Origin of the sequence: Klebsiella africana (genome assembly GCF_020526085.1) — a bacterium.
GTDB lineage: Bacteria > Pseudomonadota > Gammaproteobacteria > Enterobacterales > Enterobacteriaceae > Klebsiella > Klebsiella africana.
The window spans coordinates 1,648,006-1,665,582 of record NZ_CP084874.1; the positions used below are offsets into that span (position 1 = coordinate 1,648,006).

The 17,577-nt window shown below is 60.1% G+C and carries 16 protein-coding genes; 10 read left to right on the forward strand and 6 right to left on the reverse strand.

What is annotated here, in order from left to right:
* Positions 1-91 precede the first annotated feature (91 nt).
* Entirely contained in the window at positions 92-1,042 is a 951-nt protein-coding gene (pbpG, locus tag LGL98_RS07955) for a D-alanyl-D-alanine endopeptidase (RefSeq protein ID WP_025713951.1), read from the forward strand.
* 221 nt (positions 1,043-1,263) lie between these two features.
* Here pbpG and LGL98_RS07960 read toward each other — a convergent pair whose 3' ends face one another.
* Together LGL98_RS07960 and dld are read right to left on the reverse strand one after the other, a co-directional pair.
* The gene (locus LGL98_RS07960) at positions 1,264-1,818 is read right to left on the reverse strand and encodes a GNAT family N-acetyltransferase (protein WP_008804045.1); all 555 of its coding nucleotides are present in this window, start codon (positions 1,816-1,818) and stop codon (positions 1,264-1,266) included.
* Between the two features lie 85 nt (positions 1,819-1,903).
* Positions 1,904-3,649 carry a D-lactate dehydrogenase gene (gene dld, locus LGL98_RS07965; RefSeq protein ID WP_114692638.1) on the reverse strand — a complete coding sequence of 582 codons (1,746 nt, stop codon included), beginning with the start codon at positions 3,647-3,649 and terminating at the stop codon, positions 1,904-1,906.
* A gap of 194 nt (positions 3,650-3,843) precedes the next feature.
* Between dld and bglX the strand changes: the two genes are divergently transcribed.
* The 5 genes from bglX (at position 3,844) to LGL98_RS07990 (ending at position 10,021) form a co-directional block, all read left to right on the forward strand.
* On the forward strand, positions 3,844-6,141 hold the full coding sequence (bglX, locus tag LGL98_RS07970; protein WP_114692637.1) for a beta-glucosidase BglX: 2,298 nt from the start codon (positions 3,844-3,846) through the stop codon (positions 6,139-6,141).
* A gap of 136 nt (positions 6,142-6,277) precedes the next feature.
* Positions 6,278-7,195, forward strand: a complete 918-nt coding sequence (osmF, locus tag LGL98_RS07975) for a glycine betaine ABC transporter substrate-binding protein OsmF (RefSeq protein WP_136034752.1) — start codon at positions 6,278-6,280, stop codon at positions 7,193-7,195.
* A gap of 7 nt (positions 7,196-7,202) precedes the next feature.
* Positions 7,203-8,360, forward strand: coding sequence for an ABC transporter permease (locus LGL98_RS07980; RefSeq protein ID WP_136034754.1), 1,158 nt, complete (start codon positions 7,203-7,205; stop codon positions 8,358-8,360).
* Entirely contained in the window at positions 8,353-9,300 is a 948-nt protein-coding gene (locus tag LGL98_RS07985) for an ABC transporter ATP-binding protein (protein ID WP_136034756.1), read from the forward strand. Before LGL98_RS07980 ends, LGL98_RS07985 begins: the two co-directional genes overlap by 8 nt.
* On the forward strand, positions 9,284-10,021 hold the full coding sequence (locus tag LGL98_RS07990) for an ABC transporter permease (protein ID WP_136034758.1): 738 nt from the start codon (positions 9,284-9,286) through the stop codon (positions 10,019-10,021). The genes LGL98_RS07985 and LGL98_RS07990 overlap by 17 nt, the downstream gene beginning before the upstream one ends.
* Here LGL98_RS07990 and LGL98_RS07995 read toward each other — a convergent pair.
* A complete protein-coding gene (locus LGL98_RS07995; RefSeq protein WP_002912762.1) occupies positions 9,996-10,109 on the reverse strand; it encodes a protein YohO in 114 nt (37 codons plus the stop codon). The genes LGL98_RS07990 and LGL98_RS07995 overlap by 26 nt on opposite strands.
* 228 nt (positions 10,110-10,337) lie before the next feature.
* On the opposite strand from LGL98_RS07995, the gene LGL98_RS08000 reads away from it, so the two are divergent.
* From LGL98_RS08000 to LGL98_RS08010, 3 genes are read left to right on the forward strand one after another with little or no spacing between them, the layout of a single operon-like run.
* The gene (locus tag LGL98_RS08000; protein ID WP_002912760.1) at positions 10,338-12,026 is read left to right on the forward strand and encodes a sensor histidine kinase; all 1,689 of its coding nucleotides are present in this window, start codon (positions 10,338-10,340) and stop codon (positions 12,024-12,026) included.
* Complete coding sequence (btsR, locus tag LGL98_RS08005) at positions 12,020-12,739, forward strand: two-component system response regulator BtsR (RefSeq protein WP_080897445.1); 720 nt, start codon at positions 12,020-12,022, stop codon at positions 12,737-12,739. The genes LGL98_RS08000 and btsR overlap by 7 nt, the downstream gene beginning before the upstream one ends.
* A 47-nt stretch (positions 12,740-12,786) precedes the next feature.
* A complete protein-coding gene (locus LGL98_RS08010; protein WP_114692631.1) occupies positions 12,787-13,257 on the forward strand; it encodes a YehS family protein in 471 nt (156 codons plus the stop codon).
* A 109-nt stretch (positions 13,258-13,366) separates the two neighbouring features.
* On the opposite strand, the gene metG is transcribed toward LGL98_RS08010, so the two are convergent.
* Positions 13,367-15,400: a methionine--tRNA ligase gene (gene metG / locus LGL98_RS08015; protein ID WP_114692651.1), complete on the reverse strand. Its 2,034-nt coding sequence runs from the start codon at positions 15,398-15,400 to the stop codon at positions 13,367-13,369.
* Positions 15,401-15,553: 153 nt separating this feature from the next.
* Between metG and apbC the strand changes: the two genes are divergently transcribed.
* A complete protein-coding gene (gene apbC, locus LGL98_RS08020; RefSeq protein ID WP_136034760.1) occupies positions 15,554-16,663 on the forward strand; it encodes an iron-sulfur cluster carrier protein ApbC in 1,110 nt (369 codons plus the stop codon).
* Here apbC and LGL98_RS08025 read toward each other — a convergent pair.
* Positions 16,660-17,121 (reverse strand): GNAT family N-acetyltransferase, encoded by a 462-nt coding sequence (locus LGL98_RS08025; protein WP_114692629.1) that lies wholly within the window; start codon positions 17,119-17,121, stop codon positions 16,660-16,662. The genes apbC and LGL98_RS08025 overlap by 4 nt on opposite strands.
* Positions 17,096-17,413, reverse strand: coding sequence for an RcnB family protein (locus LGL98_RS08030; RefSeq protein ID WP_114692628.1), 318 nt, complete (start codon positions 17,411-17,413; stop codon positions 17,096-17,098). The genes LGL98_RS08025 and LGL98_RS08030 overlap by 26 nt, the downstream gene beginning before the upstream one ends.
* Positions 17,414-17,577: the final 164 nt, after the last annotated feature.

Sequence of the window (17,577 nt, forward strand, 5' to 3'; positions counted from 1 at the left end):
GGCGCGGTATGATGGCGTTTGCCAGCGATGTTGCCCACTTAACCTCGCGGCGTACGTTCCATAACGTGCAAAAATACTTTTCAGAATGCCCATGATGCCGAAATTTCGAGTCTCTTTGCTCAGCCTGACTTTGCTGCTGGCTGTGCCTTTTGCGCCCCAGGCGTTAGCAAAAACCCCGACGACGGTTGCCGCTTCGCAGCCCGACATTGCCTCCGGAAGCGCTATGATCGTCGATCTGGCCACCAAAAAAGTTATCTACGCCAGCCAGCCGGATCTGGTGCGCCCGATGGCGTCGATCACCAAAGTGATGACCGCCATGGTGGTGCTCGATGCCCATCTGCCGATGGATGAGATGCTGACGGTGGATATCAGCCATACCCCGGAAATGAAGGGGATCTACTCCCGCGTGCGGCTCAACAGTCAAATTAGCCGCCGCACGATGCTGCTGCTGGCGCTGATGTCTTCCGAGAACCGCGCGGCCGCCAGCCTGGCACATCATTACCCGGGCGGCTATGACGCCTTTATTCGCGCGATGAACGCCAAAGCCCAGGCGCTGGGCATGACCCATACCCGCTATGTGGAGCCGACCGGCCTGTCGGTACACAACGTCTCCACCGCTCGCGATCTGACTAAACTGCTGATCGCCAGCGAGCAGTATCCGCTGATTGGCCAGCTGAGCACCACTAAAGAAGAGACCGCTACCTTCGCCCATCCGGCCTACAGCCTGCCGTTTCGCAACACCAACCATCTGGTGTATCGCGATAACTGGAATATCCAGCTGACTAAAACCGGCTTCACTAACGCTGCCGGCCACTGCCTGATTATGCGCACGGTGATTAACCAACGTCCGGTGGCGCTGGTGGTGATGGATGCCTTCGGGAAATACACCCACTTCGCCGACGCCAGCCGCTTGCGAACCTGGATTGAGACCGGGAAGGTGATGCCAGTACCCGCCTCGGCGCTGAGCTATAAAAAGCAGCGCGAAGCGCAGATGGCGGAGGCGATGCTGAAAGGCGGCGCGCAGACCGCGCAGAACGATTAATCTGTACGTTCCCCGGATAGCGGCGCATTGCGCCTTATCCGGGCTACGTGATTTGGCACCGGGTTCGCCCCCTTCCCGGGCCCGGCAAGCGCAGCGCCGTCGGGCAATCAGGCACCGTGCCGCATTTGTGCCGGATGGCGGCTTGCGCCTCTACAGAGCCGCGCTGAACGGTAGCCCGGCTAAGGCGTTTACGCCGCGAGCCGGGGATTTGGCGCCGGAGATCACTCCGGCAGCGTCCAGTCGCCGTCACCCAGCGCGCGCTGCATAATCAACGTATCCCGCCAGTCGCCCATCTTGTAGCCGACGCTGCGCAGTTGACCCGCCACGGTAAAACCAAACTTTTTATGGATCGCCAGCGAACCGGCATTATTATGACCATCGCCGATGATCGCCAGCATCTGCCGCCACGGACCTTTCTCGCATTCAGCGATCAGCCGCGACAGCAGCGCGCTGCCGATGCCGCGCCCGCCCATTCCGGACTCAACGTAAATAGACTCCTCAAGCGTGTAGCGATAGGCCGGACGCGGGCGATAGAAGGTGGCGTAGCAGTAGCCGACGATAGCCCCGCGCCACAGCGCCACCAGCCACGGCAGCCCGTTATCGCGGACGGTTTTGATCCGTTTACGCATTTCGTCAACGGTAGGGGGGATCTCTTCGAAGGAGGCACGGCCATTGAGCACGTGCCAGACATACAGCGCGGCGATGGCATGCGCATCGTCGGGCAGCGCTTCACGAATTTCTAAATCACTGTCGAGTAACGGGGCCTCTGCGGGCATGGCGGCGCTCCTGAATCTGCCGGAGAAACATTCTCCGGCGTGCAGCGTAATACAGAAGCGCCAGGCTGAATAGTCCTGCTGTCGATTATTGCGGATCCGCCGGGGAGACTGGCGTCGGGGCCGCTTCGCCCCAGTATTTCTGCTTACTGGTTTTACCAATCCCCGGGTTCATGCTGTTGGTCGGATCGTTCTGGCGATAGAACTGCTGCAGGCTCTCCGGGGCTTCATACAGATGACCCACGTTATGCTCCGCCGGGTACTGGGCGCCGCGCGCTTTCAGTAATTCCAGCATTTTTTCCTTCAGAGCGTGGGCGTCGACCCCTTTCTTGACGATGTAATCCTGATGGAAAACATGGCACATAAAGTGGCCATAGTAGAGCTTATGCACCAGCTGGCTGTCGATCTCCGGCGGTAGATGTTCGAACCACTCGGTATCGTTGCGGCGCAGGGCGATATCCAGCGCCAGAATATCTTCGACTTCGTCAGCATGCACCGCCTGATAGCGGATGGCCGCACCGGCGGCGGCAAAGCGGTGCAGAAATGCCTTGCTGCCTTCCTCCGGGGTACAGGCGAAGAAATCCCCCTCGGCTTGCTGGAAGTATTCCGTCAGCCAGCGCTGCGCTTCTTCGATGCCATCCCCGGCCATCTTCAGCAGCAGATGGTGTTCATATTTATCACGCCAGGTTTTCATCCGCTCCGGTAAATGCGCCGGGAAGACGTGGCCGAGCTTCTGCATAAAGCGGTCGGTAAAGTGCGGCTTAAACAGCGAGACTTTCTCCAGCATCGCGTCGGTGCGCCCCTTCATGGTGAAGAAGAACGGCATTTTGTCGGTGCCGAGCTTGTCGATCATCAGGAAGGTGTCTTTGCCATACTTCTCGGCGATATCGTAAATATCGCGGTGCATATATTCCCCGGCCACCGGCAGATGCTGGAACTCGGCGAGGATATGGCGGCGGATCTCGGTCAATACCTGCGGCTGGTTGGTGCCAATATAAAATACCTGTTGGCGCTTTTCCGCCGGGAAAGTATCGAGACGCACGGCGAATACCGCCAGCTTGCCGGCGCAGCCGGAGGATTCGAACAGGCGGTCCGGGTCGGCGTTGTAGCGCGCCGGGGTGTCGGCATCGACATCGCGCACGCGGGTGACATAGTCGTGATCGTGGGCGTGGCGGCCGTCGTGCAGCACATCGCTATCGCTGATCCGCTCGTCGTCGAGACGGCTGAGGATCTGCTCCGGCGTACTGCCCAGATCGATGCCCAGATGGTTGACCAGCTTCAGTTTGCCGTCGGCGTCAATCTGCGCGAACAGCGACATCTCGGTGTAGGCCGGCCCGCGCTGCACCAGCGAACCGCCGGAGTTGTTACAGATCCCGCCGATCACCGATGCGCCGATGCATGACGAGCCGATCACCGAGTGCGGTTCGCGTCCCAGCGGTTTGAGCGCTTTTTCCAGCGAATAGAGGGTGGTGCCGGGCCAGGCCAGCACCTGCTCGCCTTTGTCCAGCAGATGCAGTTTGTCCAGGCGCAGGGTGCTGATAATCACGATTTCGCGATCGTAATCATTGCCGTTGGGGGTCGAACCTTCGGTCAGGCCGGTGTTGGCCGCCTGCATCAGAATAATTTTATCGGCGTCGACGCAGGCGTTGAGCACGCGCCAGAGTTCGAGCAGGGTGCCGGGAAAGACAACCGCCAGCGCCTCGCCCTGACCGGAGCGGAAGCCTTTGCGGTAGCGCTGGGTTTTTGCCGGGTCGGTCAGCAGATGCGAAGGGCCAACCAGGCGCGCCAGATCCGCCAGAAACGTTTTATGGGTATTAGTGGGTGCAGATGACATGTTCCACTCCTTGTGGTGGTGCGCAAAATATCGAGGATAAGCATAGCGCTTTGTATGACAATTTGATGCATGAATGTTTCGCAAAAATCAGAGAACAACCTTAGCATTCTGCGGGCGCGTTGTTTATATATATGGCAAACTGCGGTTTTTATTATGTTTTACCGAGTCCCCGTCTGAGAAAAAGCGAGATAACAATGAAATGGCTCTGCACTGTAGGCGTCGCCGTGAGTCTGGCGCTGCAACCCGCGCTGGCGGATGAACTGTTTGGTAACCACCCCCTGACCCCGCAGGCGCGGGATGCCTTTGTCACCGACCTGCTGAAAAAAATGACGGTGGACGAGAAAATCGGCCAGCTGCGTCTGATAAGCGTCGGCCCGGATAACCCGAAAGAGGCGATCCGTGAAATGATCAAAAATGGTCAGGTGGGGGCAATTTTTAACACCGTCACCCGCCCGGATATCCGTGTTATGCAGGATCAGGTGATGCAGCTTAGCCGCCTGAAGATCCCGCTGTTCTTTGCCTACGATGTGCTGCATGGCCAGCGCACCGTGTTCCCGATAAGCCTCGGCCTGGCCTCATCCTTTAACCTCGACGCGGTGAAGACCGTGGGCCGCGTGTCAGCTTATGAAGCCGCCGATGACGGCCTGAATATGACCTGGGCGCCGATGGTCGATGTCTCCCGCGACCCGCGCTGGGGACGCGCTTCCGAAGGGTTCGGGGAAGACACCTATCTGACCACGATGATGGGTCAGGCGATGGTGGAGTCGATGCAGGGCAAGAGCCCGGCGGACCGCTATTCGGTGATGACCAGCGTCAAGCATTTCGCCGCCTACGGCGCGGTGGAGGGCGGGAAAGAGTACAACACGGTCGACATGAGCCCGCAGCGCCTGTTCAACGACTATATGCCGCCGTATAAAGCCGGGCTGGATGCCGGTAGCGGCGCGGTGATGGTGGCCCTGAACTCGCTGAACGGCACCCCGGCGACCTCTGATTCCTGGCTGCTGAAAGACGTCCTGCGCGACCAGTGGGGCTTTAAAGGCATCACGGTCTCCGACCACGGCGCCATCAAAGAGTTGATTAAGCACGGCGTGGCCTCCGACCCGGAAGACGCGGTGCGCGTGGCGCTCAAGTCCGGCATCAACATGAGTATGAGCGACGAGTATTACAGCAAGTACCTGCCGGGGCTGGTGAAGACTGGCAAGGTGACCATGGCCGAGTTGGATGACGCCACCCGACACGTGCTCAACGTCAAATATGATATGGGGCTGTTCAACGATCCGTACAGCCACCTGGGGCCAAAAGATTCTGACCCGCAGGACACCAACGCGGAAAGCCGCCTGCATCGTCAAGAGGCGCGCGAAGTAGCTCGCGAGAGCCTGGTGCTGCTAAAAAACCGTCTCGAGACGCTGCCGCTGAAAAAATCCGGCACCATCGCGGTGGTGGGCGCGCTGGCGGACAGCAAACGCGACATGATGGGCAGTTGGTCGGCGGCGGGCGTGGCCGACCAGTCGGTGACCGTCCTGACCGGCATCAAAGAAGCGCTGGGCGATAACGGCAAAGTGATTTACGCCAAAGGGGCGAACGTTACCGACGATAAAGGCATTGTCGATTTCCTCAACCTGTATGAGAACGCGGTGCAGGTTGACCCGCGCTCGCCGCAGGAAATGATCGACGAAGCCGTCGCGGCGGCGAAGCAATCCGACGTGGTGGTTGCCGTAGTGGGCGAGGCGCAGGGCATGGCGCATGAGGCCTCCAGCCGGACCGACATCACCCTGCCGCAGAGTCAGCGCAATCTGATTGCCGCCCTCAAAGCCACCGGCAAACCGCTGGTGCTGGTGCTGATGAACGGGCGTCCGCTGGCGCTGGTGAAAGAGGATCAGCAAGCCGATGCGCTGCTGGAGACCTGGTTTGCCGGCACCGAAGGCGGTCACGCCATCGCCGACGTGCTGTTTGGCGACTATAACCCGTCGGGCAAACTGCCGATGTCTTTCCCGCGCTCGGTAGGGCAGATCCCAACCTACTACAGCCACCTGAATACCGGTCGGCCGTATAATCCGGAGAAGCCGAACAAGTATACCTCGCGTTACTTCGATGAAGCCAACGGCCCGCTGTATCCGTTTGGCTACGGCCTGAGCTACACCACCTTTAGCGTCTCCGATGTCACCATGTCGTCGACCACCTTGCCGCGTGATGGCAGCGTGACGGCCAGTGTGCAGGTAACCAACACCGGCAAGCGCGAAGGGGCGACGGTCATTCAGCTGTACCTGCAGGACGTCACCGCCTCCATGAGCCGGCCGGTGAAAATGCTGCGCGGCTTTAAAAAGGTCACCCTCAAGCCGGGCGAAACGCAAACCGTTAGCTTCCCGATTGACGTCGACGCGCTGAAGTTCTGGAACCAGCAGATGAAATACGTTGCTGAGCCGGGCAAATTCAATGTCTTTATCGGCGTGGACTCCGCTCGTGTGAAGCAAAGCGAGTTTGAACTGTTGTAAGGAATAGCCCTTAAGCTCAACGTGACACGTTAAAGGCCGATTAATCGGCCTTTTCTTTTTCGTATCGCCTGCAAATGGACTACGCTTTTCTCTTAAGCTTCTGTAAGCGAAGCGCAAAAGAACTGAGGGAAGCGGGATGAAGATGGCAACGACATGGTCCGGCGCACTGGCGCTGGCCGCCCTGATAAGTTTACCGCTGCAGGCAGCGGAGCCAGTGAAGGTCGGCTCGAAAATTGATACCGAAGGGGCGCTGCTGGGCAATATGATCCAGCAGGTGCTGGAAAGCCACGGCGTCAAAACGATTAATAAAATCCAGCTTGGCACCACACCGGTGGTGCGCGGGGCGATTGTCGCCGGCGAGCTGGATATCTACCCGGAATATACCGGCAATGGCGCTTTCTTCTTTAAAGATGAAAACGACCCGGCGTGGAAGAATGCCCAACAGGGCTATGAGAAGGTGAAGCGCCTCGACCAGGAAAAGCATCAGTTGGTGTGGCTCACCCCGGCGCCGGCCAACAACACCTGGACTATCGCCGTGCGCCAGGACCTGGCGGAGAAAAACCACCTGACCTCGCTGGCCGACCTCAGTCGCTACCTGAAGGAGGGCGGTGAATTTAAGCTGGCGGCCTCGGCGGAGTTTATTGAACGCCAGGACGCGTTGCCGGCATTTGAAAAAGCGTATAGCTTCAAACTTAACCAGAACCAGCTGCTGTCGCTGGCCGGGGGCGATACGGCGGTGACCATCAAAGCGGCGGCGCAGCAGACCTCCGGCGTTAACGCGGCGATGGCCTACGGCACCGACGGCCCGGTAGCAGCCCTGGGGTTACAGACGCTGAGCGACCCGCAGGGCGTGCAGCCGATTTATGCCCCGACGCCGGTGGTACGTGAGGCAGTGCTCAAAGCCTATCCCCAGATTGCCGACTGGCTGCAGCCGGTCTTCGCCAGCCTCGATGAAAAAACCTTGCAGCAGTTGAACGCCCGCATTGCGGTGGAGGGCCAGGATGCGAAGCGCGTGGCGGCAGACTATCTGCAGCAGAAAGGCCTGCTGAAGTAAGCCACCGGTGATCATTCGCTGTACTCACCGCGTCGGCCTGCTGCTGACAGGTCTGCTGCTGGTTACGCTGGCGCTGCCGTTTATTACTTACGCGCCGAATCGCTTACTCTCCGGGGAAGGGCGCGGGCTATGGCAGGTGATGCCCTGGCTCGCCGGCGTTCAGCTGGCGGCCGCCCTCGCCGGGATCTTGCTCTGCTGGCTGCCGGGCAGGGCCGCGCCATTTCTCCACCTGCTGCTGGCCGAACTCCTCTTCCCGCTGCTTATCTGGGGCAGCGGGCAGGCCGCGCTTGAGCTCTTCCGGCACGGTTCGCCGCTGGCGCGCACCTCGCCCGGCAGCGGCCTGTGGCTGTCGCTGGCGCTTTGCCTGCTGCTGGCCAGGGAGGCCATCCGTCATCTTACCGCCCGGCCGCTGTGGCGCTGGCTGCTCAATGCGCAAGTCTGGCTGTTGCCCATCATCCTGCTTGCTACCGGGGCGCTCGATCAGCTCTCTCTGCTGAAGGAATATGCCAACCGCCAGGAGGTGTTTGACGACGCCCTGCGCCAGCATCTGCTTCTGCTGTTCGGCACCCTGCTGCCGGGCCTGCTCATTGGCCTGCCGCTGGGCGTATGGCTGTGGCGGCGTCCGCGCTGGCAGGCACCGGCCTTCACCGTGCTCAATGTGATCCAGACTATCCCGTCGGTGGCGCTGTTCGGCCTGCTGATTGCGCCGCTTGCCGGTCTGGCGCGCTATTTCCCGGCGCTGGGCGAGCTGGGCGTCTCCGGAACCGGCGTGGCGCCGGCCCTGATTGCCCTAACGTTGTATGCGCTGCTGCCGCTGGTGCGCGGGGTGGTAACCGGCCTGCAGCAGGTGCCGCAGGATGCCCTGGAAAGCGCGACGGCGATGGGCATGAGCGCCGGGCAGCGCTTTCGTCAGGTGCAGCTCCCGCTGGCGATGCCGGTGCTGTTGCGCAGCCTGCGGGTGGTCAGCGTGCAAACCGTCGGCATGGCGGTAGTGGCCGCGCTGATCGGCGCCGGCGGCTTTGGCGCGCTGGTGTTTCAGGGGCTGCTGAGCAGTGCGCTGGATCTGGTGCTGCTGGGCGTGGTGCCGACGATTGCTCTGGCGGTGGTGGTGGATGCCCTGTTCGCCCTGTGGGGCGCCTGGCTAAAAGGAGAGGCCAATGATTGAGTTTGAAGGGGTCAGCAAAGTGTTTGCCGGCCATCCGGCGGTGAAAGACCTGACCCTGGAGCTGCGAGAAGGCGCTTTCTCGGTGCTGGTGGGGACCTCCGGCTCGGGCAAATCGACGACGCTGAAGATGATCAACCGCCTGCTGGAGCCGGACCGGGGCACTATTCGATTTGCCGGCGAGGATATTCGCCAGCAGCCGGTCCTGACCCTGCGGCGGCGGATGGGCTATGCCATCCAGTCCATCGGCCTGTTTCCGCACTGGACGGTGGCGCAGAATATCGCCACTGTGCCGCAGCTGCAAAAATGGCCGCGGGCAAGGATCGCCGGCCGGGTCGACGAGCTGATGGCGCTGTTGGGGCTGGAGGCGACGTTGCGCGACCGCTACCCGCATCAGCTCTCCGGCGGCCAGCAGCAGCGGGTGGGGGTGGCGCGGGCACTGGCGGCGGATCCGGAGGTGCTATTGATGGATGAGCCCTTCGGCGCCCTCGACCCGGTGACCCGCGAGGCGCTGCAGCAGGAGATGCTGCGCATCCACCGCCTGCTGGGGCGGACAATTGTGCTAGTGACCCATGATATTGACGAAGCGCTGCGTCTGGCGGACCACCTGGTGCTGATGGACGGGGGCGAGGTGGTCCAGCAGGGGGCGCCGCTGGAGATGCTCCTGCGGCCGAAAAATAGCTTTGTACAGACCTTTTTTGGCCGCAGTGAGCTGGGCGTGCGCCTGCTGTCGCTGCGCGAGGTAGGAGACTATCTGCGTCCCGGCGAACGGCTGGCGGGTGAGGGGCTGACCGTCACCATGACTCTGCGGGAAGCGCTGTCGCAGTTTGTCGCCCGGCGCTGCGAGGCGCTGCCGGTGGTCGATGCCGAAGGCAGGCCCTGCGGTACGCTGCATTTTGCCGATCTGCTGCGCCAGGAGGCGAGTCATGAAGGCGCTTCGTGAGCCGCTGTGGTGGCTTATCGCGCTGTTTATCGGCCTGCTGGTAGGGCTGCCCTACAGCGCACCGCTGTTCAGTCGGCTGTTCCCGGAGCTGCCGCGGCCGGTCTATCAGCAGGAGAGCTTCTGGGCGCTAACCCTCGATCATGCCTGGCTGGTGGTGGTGTCCAGCCTGGTGGCGACTGTCATCGGTCTGGGAGCCGGGGTGGCCGTTACCCGGCCCGCCGGCAGCGCGTTTCGCCCGCTGGTGGAGACCATCGCCGCTATCGGGCAGACCTTTCCGCCGGTGGCGGTGCTGGCGATGGCGGTACCGGTGCTGGGCTTTGGCTGGCTGCCAGCGCTGATAGCTCTCGCGCTATACGGCATACTGCCGGTGCTGCAGGGAACGCTGGCCGGGCTGGGGTCGATACCGTCGGGCGTGGTCGGGGTGGCTGAAGGGATGGGAATGACCGGCTGGCAGCGTCTGTGCAAGGTTGAACTGCCGCTGGCAGCCCCGGTGATACTGGCGGGGATCCGCACCTCGGTGATCGTCAATATTGGTACCGCGACCATTGCCTCAACGGTGGGCGCCAGTACGCTCGGGACGCCGATTATCATCGGCCTGAGCGGCTTTAATACGGCTTATATCGTGCAGGGGGCGCTGCTGGTGGCCCTGGCGGCGATTATCGTCGACCGCGCGTTTGAGCGTCTGACCCGCTGGATCAGCCGACACCGCCACGCACAATAAAGGAATAGCCGGCCAGCATCACGCCGCTGATCCCGCCGATGGCCATGAGTAAGAAAAGGGTGACGACCGCGATTTTCGCTGGCTTCATAATAGACTCCTGATGTTAACAGGGGGATTATACGGTGAAGCGCAGGTGTTAATGAAACATTAATTGCGGTTTAGCGCGCCGCGCCGGGGTTTTTGCCGCTTTTGCTAAGTTATGCCCCGGAAAAAGTGTGATCCTCCCCGTCATTTTTCATTTTTATGCAGGGCTTCAAAGAAAGTTTTCGCCAGGCAGGGTATGGTACGCGCTTTCAGGCATGTGTGGTTTGCGGGTATGTACGAGTTTGATCTGGTGTTGCTGCTGCTTCAGCAGATGTGCGTATTTTTGGTCATCGCCTGGTTGATGAGCAAAACCCGACTGTTTATCCCCCTGATGCAAGTCACCGTTCGCCTGCCGCACAAGCTGCTGTGCTACGTCACCTTCTCCATTTTCTGCATTATGGGGACCTATTTCGGTCTGCATATCGAAGACTCCATCGCCAATACCCGCGCCATCGGCGCCGTGATGGGCGGCCTGCTCGGCGGCCCGGTGGTCGGTGGGCTGGTGGGGCTGACCGGCGGCCTGCACCGCTACTCGCTCGGAGGGATGACCGCCTTAAGCTGCATGGTCTCCACCATCGTCGAAGGGCTGCTGGGCGGTCTGGTGCACAGCGTGCTGGTCAAACGCGGCCGGCCGGACAAAGTTTTTAGCCCACTGACCGCCGGGGCGATCACCTTTGTGGCCGAGCTGGTGCAGATGATGATCATTCTGCTGATTGCCCGCCCGTTTCAGGACGCCCTGCATCTGGTGCAGAGCATTGCCGCGCCGATGATGGTCACCAATACCGTCGGTGCGGCGCTGTTTATGCGTATTCTGCTGGACAAGCGGGCGATGTTTGAGAAGTACACCTCCGCCTTTTCCGCCACGGCGCTGAAGGTGGCGGCGTCCACCGAGGGGATCCTGCGTCAGGGATTCAATGAAGAGAACAGCATGAAAGTGGCTCAAGTCCTGATCCAGGAGCTGGATATTGGCGCGGTGGCGATCACCGATCGCGACAAGCTACTGGCGTTTACCGGCATCGGCGACGACCACCATCTGCCGGGCAAGCCCATCTCCTCGTCGTATACGCAACGGGCGATAGAGACCGGGGAGGTGGTCTACGCCGACGGCAACGAAGTGCCTTACCGCTGCTCGATTCATCCGCACTGTAAGCTGGGGTCGACGCTGGTGATCCCGCTGCGCGGGGAAAACCAGCGGGTGATAGGCACCATTAAACTGTATGAGGCGAAAAATCGCCTGTTCAGTTCGATCAACCGCACCCTCGGGGAGGGGATTGCCCAGCTGCTGTCGGCGCAGATCCTCGCCGGACAGTACGAGCGGCAGAAGGCGCTGCTGACGCAATCTGAAATCAAGCTCCTGCATGCCCAGGTTAACCCGCACTTCCTGTTTAACGCGCTTAACACACTGAAGGCGGTGATCCGCCGCGACAGCGATCAGGCCGGCCAGCTGGTGCAGTATCTGTCGACCTTCTTTCGCAAGAACCTGAAACGGCCGACGGAAATTGTCACTCTCGCCGATGAGATCGAGCATGTTAACGCTTATCTGCAGATTGAGAAGGCCCGCTTCCAGGCTAACCTGCAGATCCAGATGGCGGTGCCCGAGGGGCTGGCGCATCACCAGCTGCCCGCTTTCACCCTGCAGCCGATCGTGGAAAACGCCATTAAGCATGGCACATCGCAACATCTAGGCGTCGGCGAAATTACCATTCGCGCCAGCCAGGACGATCGCTGGCTGCAGCTGGATATCGAAGATAACGCCGGGCTGTACCGGGCCAACCCCCAGGCCAGCGGGCTGGGGATGAATCTGGTGGACAGGCGTCTGCGGGCGCGTTTTGGCGCCGACTGCGGCATCAGCGTTACCTGCGAGCCGGAGCGCTTTACCCGTGTCACCCTACGTCTGCCCCTGGAGGAGAATGCATGCTGAGAGTATTGATCGTCGATGATGAGCCGCTGGCGCGGGAAAATCTGCGCATTTTGCTGGAGACTCAGCGCGATATCGAGATCGTCGGCGAGTGCGGTAACGCGGTGGAGGCCATTGGCGTAGTCCATAAGCTGCGCCCTGACGTGCTGTTTCTCGACATCCAGATGCCGCGCATCAGCGGTCTGGAGATGGTCGGGATGCTCGACCCGGAGCACCGCCCCTATATCGTGTTTCTCACCGCTTTTGATGAATACGCGGTGAAAGCCTTTGAGGAGCACGCTTTTGACTATCTGCTCAAGCCGATTGAGGCCGCGCGGCTGGAGAAAACCCTGGCCCGCCTGCGCCAGGAGCGTAATTTGCAGGATGTGTCGCTGCTGGATGATGCTCAGCAGACGCTGAAATACATTCCCTGTACTGGCCACAGCCGTATCTGGCTGCTGCAGATGGAGGATGTGGCCTTCGTCAGCAGCCGGATGAGTGGGATCTATGTGACCGACCGCGAGGGAAAAGAGGGCTTTACCGAACTGACCCTGCGCACCCTCGAGAGCCGTACGCCGCTGCTGCGCTGCCATCGCCAGTATCTGGTGAATATGGCGCACCTGAAGGAGATTCGCCTGGAGGAGAACGGCCAGGCGGAGCTGCTGATGCGCGCCGGGCAAACGGTGCCGGTGAGCCGGCGCTATTTAAAAAGCCTGAAAGAGGCGATTGGCCTGTAAAACTGCTACACTGCGCCCCATTGCAACATCGACAGTAAAAGGCACTCATGCTCAGTAATGATATTCTTCGTAGCCTGCGCTACACCCTGAAAGCCAATAATAACGATATGGTGCGCATTCTTGCGCTTGCCGATATGGAATCCACCGCCGCCAGCTTTGATACCTGGATGACGAAAGAGGATGAAGAAGGCTTTGTCCGCTGCCCGGATATTATCCTGTCGGGTTTCCTCAACGGCCTTATCTATGACAAGCGCGGCAAAGATGAGTCAGCGCCGGAGCTGGCGCTGGAGCGTCGGGTGAACAACAACACGGTGCTGAAAAAACTGCGGATCGCCTTTTCGCTGAAAACAGACGATATCCAGGCGATCATGAGCGAGCAGAAATACCGGGTGTCGGTGCCGGAAATCACCGCCATGATGCGAGCCCCGGAGCATAAAAACTACCGCGAGTGCGGGGACCAGTTTATGCGTAACTTCCTGCGCGGATTGACCCAGCGGGTGCATCACCCGAAGGCGTGATGTTTAGCCGGATGGCGGCTTCGCCTGACCCGGCCTACAAAACCCGTAGGCCCGTGCAAGCGTAGCGCCGCGGGCAAAAAAAAGCCGGAGATACTCTCCGGCTTTTTTGTTATTTCACCTGCTGACCCGGCTTCGCGCCGTCGTCAGGGCTTAACAGGAAGATATCCTTCCCGCCAGGGCCGGCGGCCATCACCATACCTTCGGAGATGCCAAAGCGCATCTTGCGCGGCGCCAGGTTGGCGACCATCACCGTCAGGCGGCCAATCAGCGGCTGCGGATCCGGATAAGCGGAGCGGATGCCGGAGAAGACGTTACGTTTTTCGCCGCCGAGATCCAGCGTCAGACGCAGCAGTTTGTCGGAGCCCTCGACGAATTCCGCGTTTTCAATCAACGCCACGCGCAGGTCGATTTTGGCGAAATCGTCAAAGGTGATGGTCTCCTGAATCGGATCGTCCGCCAGCGGACCGGTAACCGGCGCCGCGGTGGCTTTCACCTCTTCTTTAGAGGCCTCCACCAGAGCTTCCACCTGCTTCATCTCGATACGGTTGTACAGCGCCTTGAACGGATTCACCTTATGCCCCAGCAGCGGCTGCTGAATGGCGTCCCAGCTCAGCTCGCTGTTGAGGAACGCTTCCGCACGCGCCGCCAGCTGCGGCAGCACCGGCTTCAGCCAGGTCATCAGCACGCGGAACATGTTCAGACCCATGGTGCAGATGGCCTGCAGGTCGGCGTCGCGGCCTTCCTGTTTCGCCACCACCCACGGCGCCTGCTCGTCGACATAGCGGTTAGCCACGTCGGCAAGGGCCATGATTTCGCGAATAGCCTTGCCGAACTCGCGGCTGTCCCACGCTTCGCCGATGCTTTCCGCCGCGTCGGTGAAGGTTTTGTAAAGCGCCGGATCGGCCAGCTCAGCGGCCAGCACGCCGTCGAAACGCTTGCTGATAAAGCCGGCGTTGCGCGAGGCGAGGTTAACCACCTTATTGACGATGTCGGCATTCACGCGCTGGATAAAGTCTTCCAGGTTCAGGTCGATGTCATCGATGCGCGAAGAGAGCTTGGCGGTGTAGTAGTAGCGCAGGCTGTCAGCGTCAAAGTGTTTCAGCCAGGTGCTGGCCTTAATGAAGGTGCCGCGCGACTTGGACATCTTCGCGCCGTTAACCGTCACGTAGCCGTGCACGAACAGGTTAGTCGGCTTACGGAAGTTGCTGCCTTCCAGCATCGCCGGCCAGAACAGGCTGTGGAAGTAGACAATGTCCTTGCCGATAAAGTGATATAGCTCGGCCGTGGAGTCTTTCTTCCAGTATTCGTCGAAGCTGGTGGTGTCGCCGCGCTTGTCGCACAGGTTCTTGAAGGAGCCCATGTAGCCGATTGGCGCGTCCAGCCAGACGTAGAAATATTTGCCCGGCGCGTTGGGAATTTCGAAGCCGAAGTACGGCGCATCGCGGGAGATGTCCCATTGCTGCAGGCCGGATTCGAACCACTCCTGCATCTTGTTCGCCACCTGCTCCTGCAGCGCGCCGCTGCGGGTCCACGCCTGCAGCATTTCGCTGAACGACGGCAGGTCGAAGAAGAAGTGCTCGGAGTCACGCATCACCGGTGTGGCGCCGGAGACCACCGATTTCGGGTCGATAAGCTCGGTGGGGCTGTAGGTCGCGCCGCACACTTCGCAGTTATCGCCGTACTGGTCCGGAGATTTACACTTCGGACAGGTGCCTTTCACAAAACGGTCCGGCAGGAACATGCCTTTTTCCGGATCGTAGAGCTGAGAGATGGTGCGGTTTTTGATAAAACCGTTCTCTTTCAGACGGGTGTAGATCAGCTCCGACAGCTCGCGGTTCTCATCGCTGTGCGTCGAATGATAGTTATCGTAGCTGATGTCGAAGCCGGCAAAATCGGTCTGATGCTCCTGACTCATTTCGCCAATCATCTGCTCCGGAGTGATACCGAGCTGCTGCGCTTTGAGCATAATCGGCGTGCCGTGGGCGTCGTCGGCGCAGATGAAGTTGACCTCGTGGCCGCGCATTCGCTGGTAACGGACCCAGACATCAGCCTGGATGTGCTCCAGCATGTGGCCGAGGTGGATGGAGCCGTTGGCGTACGGCAGGGCGCACGTTACCAGAATTTTCTTCGCGACTTGAGTCATAGTGAGCATTACATCTTCTGTTGTAAAAAGGGCTTCTGATATTACCAAAAGGGCTGTAGGTGCGCCATAAATGGCTGCCCATATATGGATAATCGTTAGCTGTGATAAACTCTGTGATTACTGAAAGCATCTCAAAACAACAAAGGAGTCGGGATGAATTCGCAATCCCAGGCCAAATCCCCTGAGCGCCTACGTGCGATGGTCGCCGGGACGCTGGCCAATTTCCAGCACCCAACCCTGAAACATAATCTCACCGCCCTCAAGGCGCTGCACCATGTCGCCTGGCTGGACGATACCGTTCATATTGAGCTGCAGATGCCGTTCGTCTGGAGCAGCGCCTTCGAAATGCTGAAAGCCCAATGCAGCGCCGAACTGCTGCGCATCACCGGCGCGAAGGCCATCGACTGGAAGCTAACCCACAGCATCGCGACCCTCAAGCGGGTGAAAAACCAGCCCGGGGTCAACGGCGTCAAGAACATTATCGCCATCAGCTCCGGCAAAGGCGGCGTTGGTAAATCTTCTACTGCCGTAAACCTGGCGCTGGCCCTGGCGGCGGAAGGGGCGAAGGTGGGCATTCTTGATGCCGATATCTATGGTCCGTCGATTCCGACCATGCTTGGCGCCGAAGACAGCCGTCCGACCTCGCCGGACGGCACCCATATGGCGCCGATCATGAAATATGGTCTGGCGACCAACTCCATCGGTTACCTGGTGACTGACGACAACGCCATGGTCTGGCGTGGGCCGATGGCCAGCAAGGCGCTGATGCAGATGCTGCAGGAGACCCTGTGGCCGGACCTCGACTACCTGGTGCTGGATATGCCGCCGGGCACGGGCGACATCCAGCTGACCCTGGCGCAGAACATCCCGGTCACCGGCGCGGTGGTGGTCACCACGCCGCAGGACATCGCGCTGATCGACGCCAAAAAAGGCATTGTGATGTTTGAGAAAGTGGAAGTGCCAGTGCTGGGGATCGTGGAAAACATGAGCATGCATATCTGCAGCAACTGCGGGCACCACGAGCCTATCTTCGGCACCGGTGGCGCGCAAAAGCTGGCCGAGAAATATCACACCCAGCTGCTGGGCCAACTGCCGCTGCATATTACGTTGCGGGAAGATCTGGATAACGGTACGCCGACGGTGGTGGTGCGTCCGGACAGCGAATTTACCGACATCTACCGCCAGCTGGCGGGCCGGGTGGCGGCCCAGATGTACTGGCAGGGAGAAGTGATCCCGGGTGAGATTGCCTTCCGCGCCGTTTAAGGCCGCGGCGAGCGCATCAGCCAGTATCTGCCCTCGGGCGACGCGCCCTGTGCTTCGATGGTCCAGCCATGACGCTGGTAGAAGCGCAGGGCGTTTTTATTTTCCATCAGGCACTTCAGCGTTCCGCTGGCGGTAAAGGTGCGTTCGACCTGCGCCAGCAGCGCGCTGCCGATATGTTTGCCCTGCCAGTCGGGGTCGACAAACAGATGGTGAAGGAAATTATCGGCGGTCCATACGGCGGCAAAGCCCACCGGCTGGCCGTCGCATTCCGCCACCCATAGCTGTTCATCGGCGGTGGCGGTATCGAAATCCTCCAGCTGCCACGCTGCGGCGGGAAGCCAGGTCCACGATACACTGCGCGCCCGCAGGAAGAGCTGGCGCAGCGCCGGCGTGTCCGTTGGCTCGCCGGGGCGGACGTGGAAGTTGCGCGGATCAGCGATGATAGAAGATCTCGCCATCGTACACTTTGAGGATTTTGCCTTCGGTATCGGTGATCAGCACGTAGTTACCGCCCATGTAGGTCCAGTGGCTACCGGCGTCCGGCGCAGGCAGATTACGCTGCTGCCAGCCTTTGATGTTGTATTCCGGGGTGAGGTACATCGCCGGAACGGTGTCGCCGATGTGAAACTGGGTGAAGTCGGCAGTGAACTCTTTCAGCGCATACTGATCGATCCCCGCGGCAGTAGCCGTCCAGCTGGCGCCAGCGGTGGCAAGAAGTACGCCCAGAAGCATCATTTTTGTTTTACGCATAGTTTCCTCAATATTACCTGGACTCAAAATAGCAGCCTCGTATCATTCCTGATGCGTTGCTGAAATGGCAAGCACTGGATTTTTAAAAAGTGTAAGCAAAACACGGCGCAAGTCCTGCGCCACTTGCGTTGCAGCGACGGTGATGCGTATTTTGGGAGCAATCT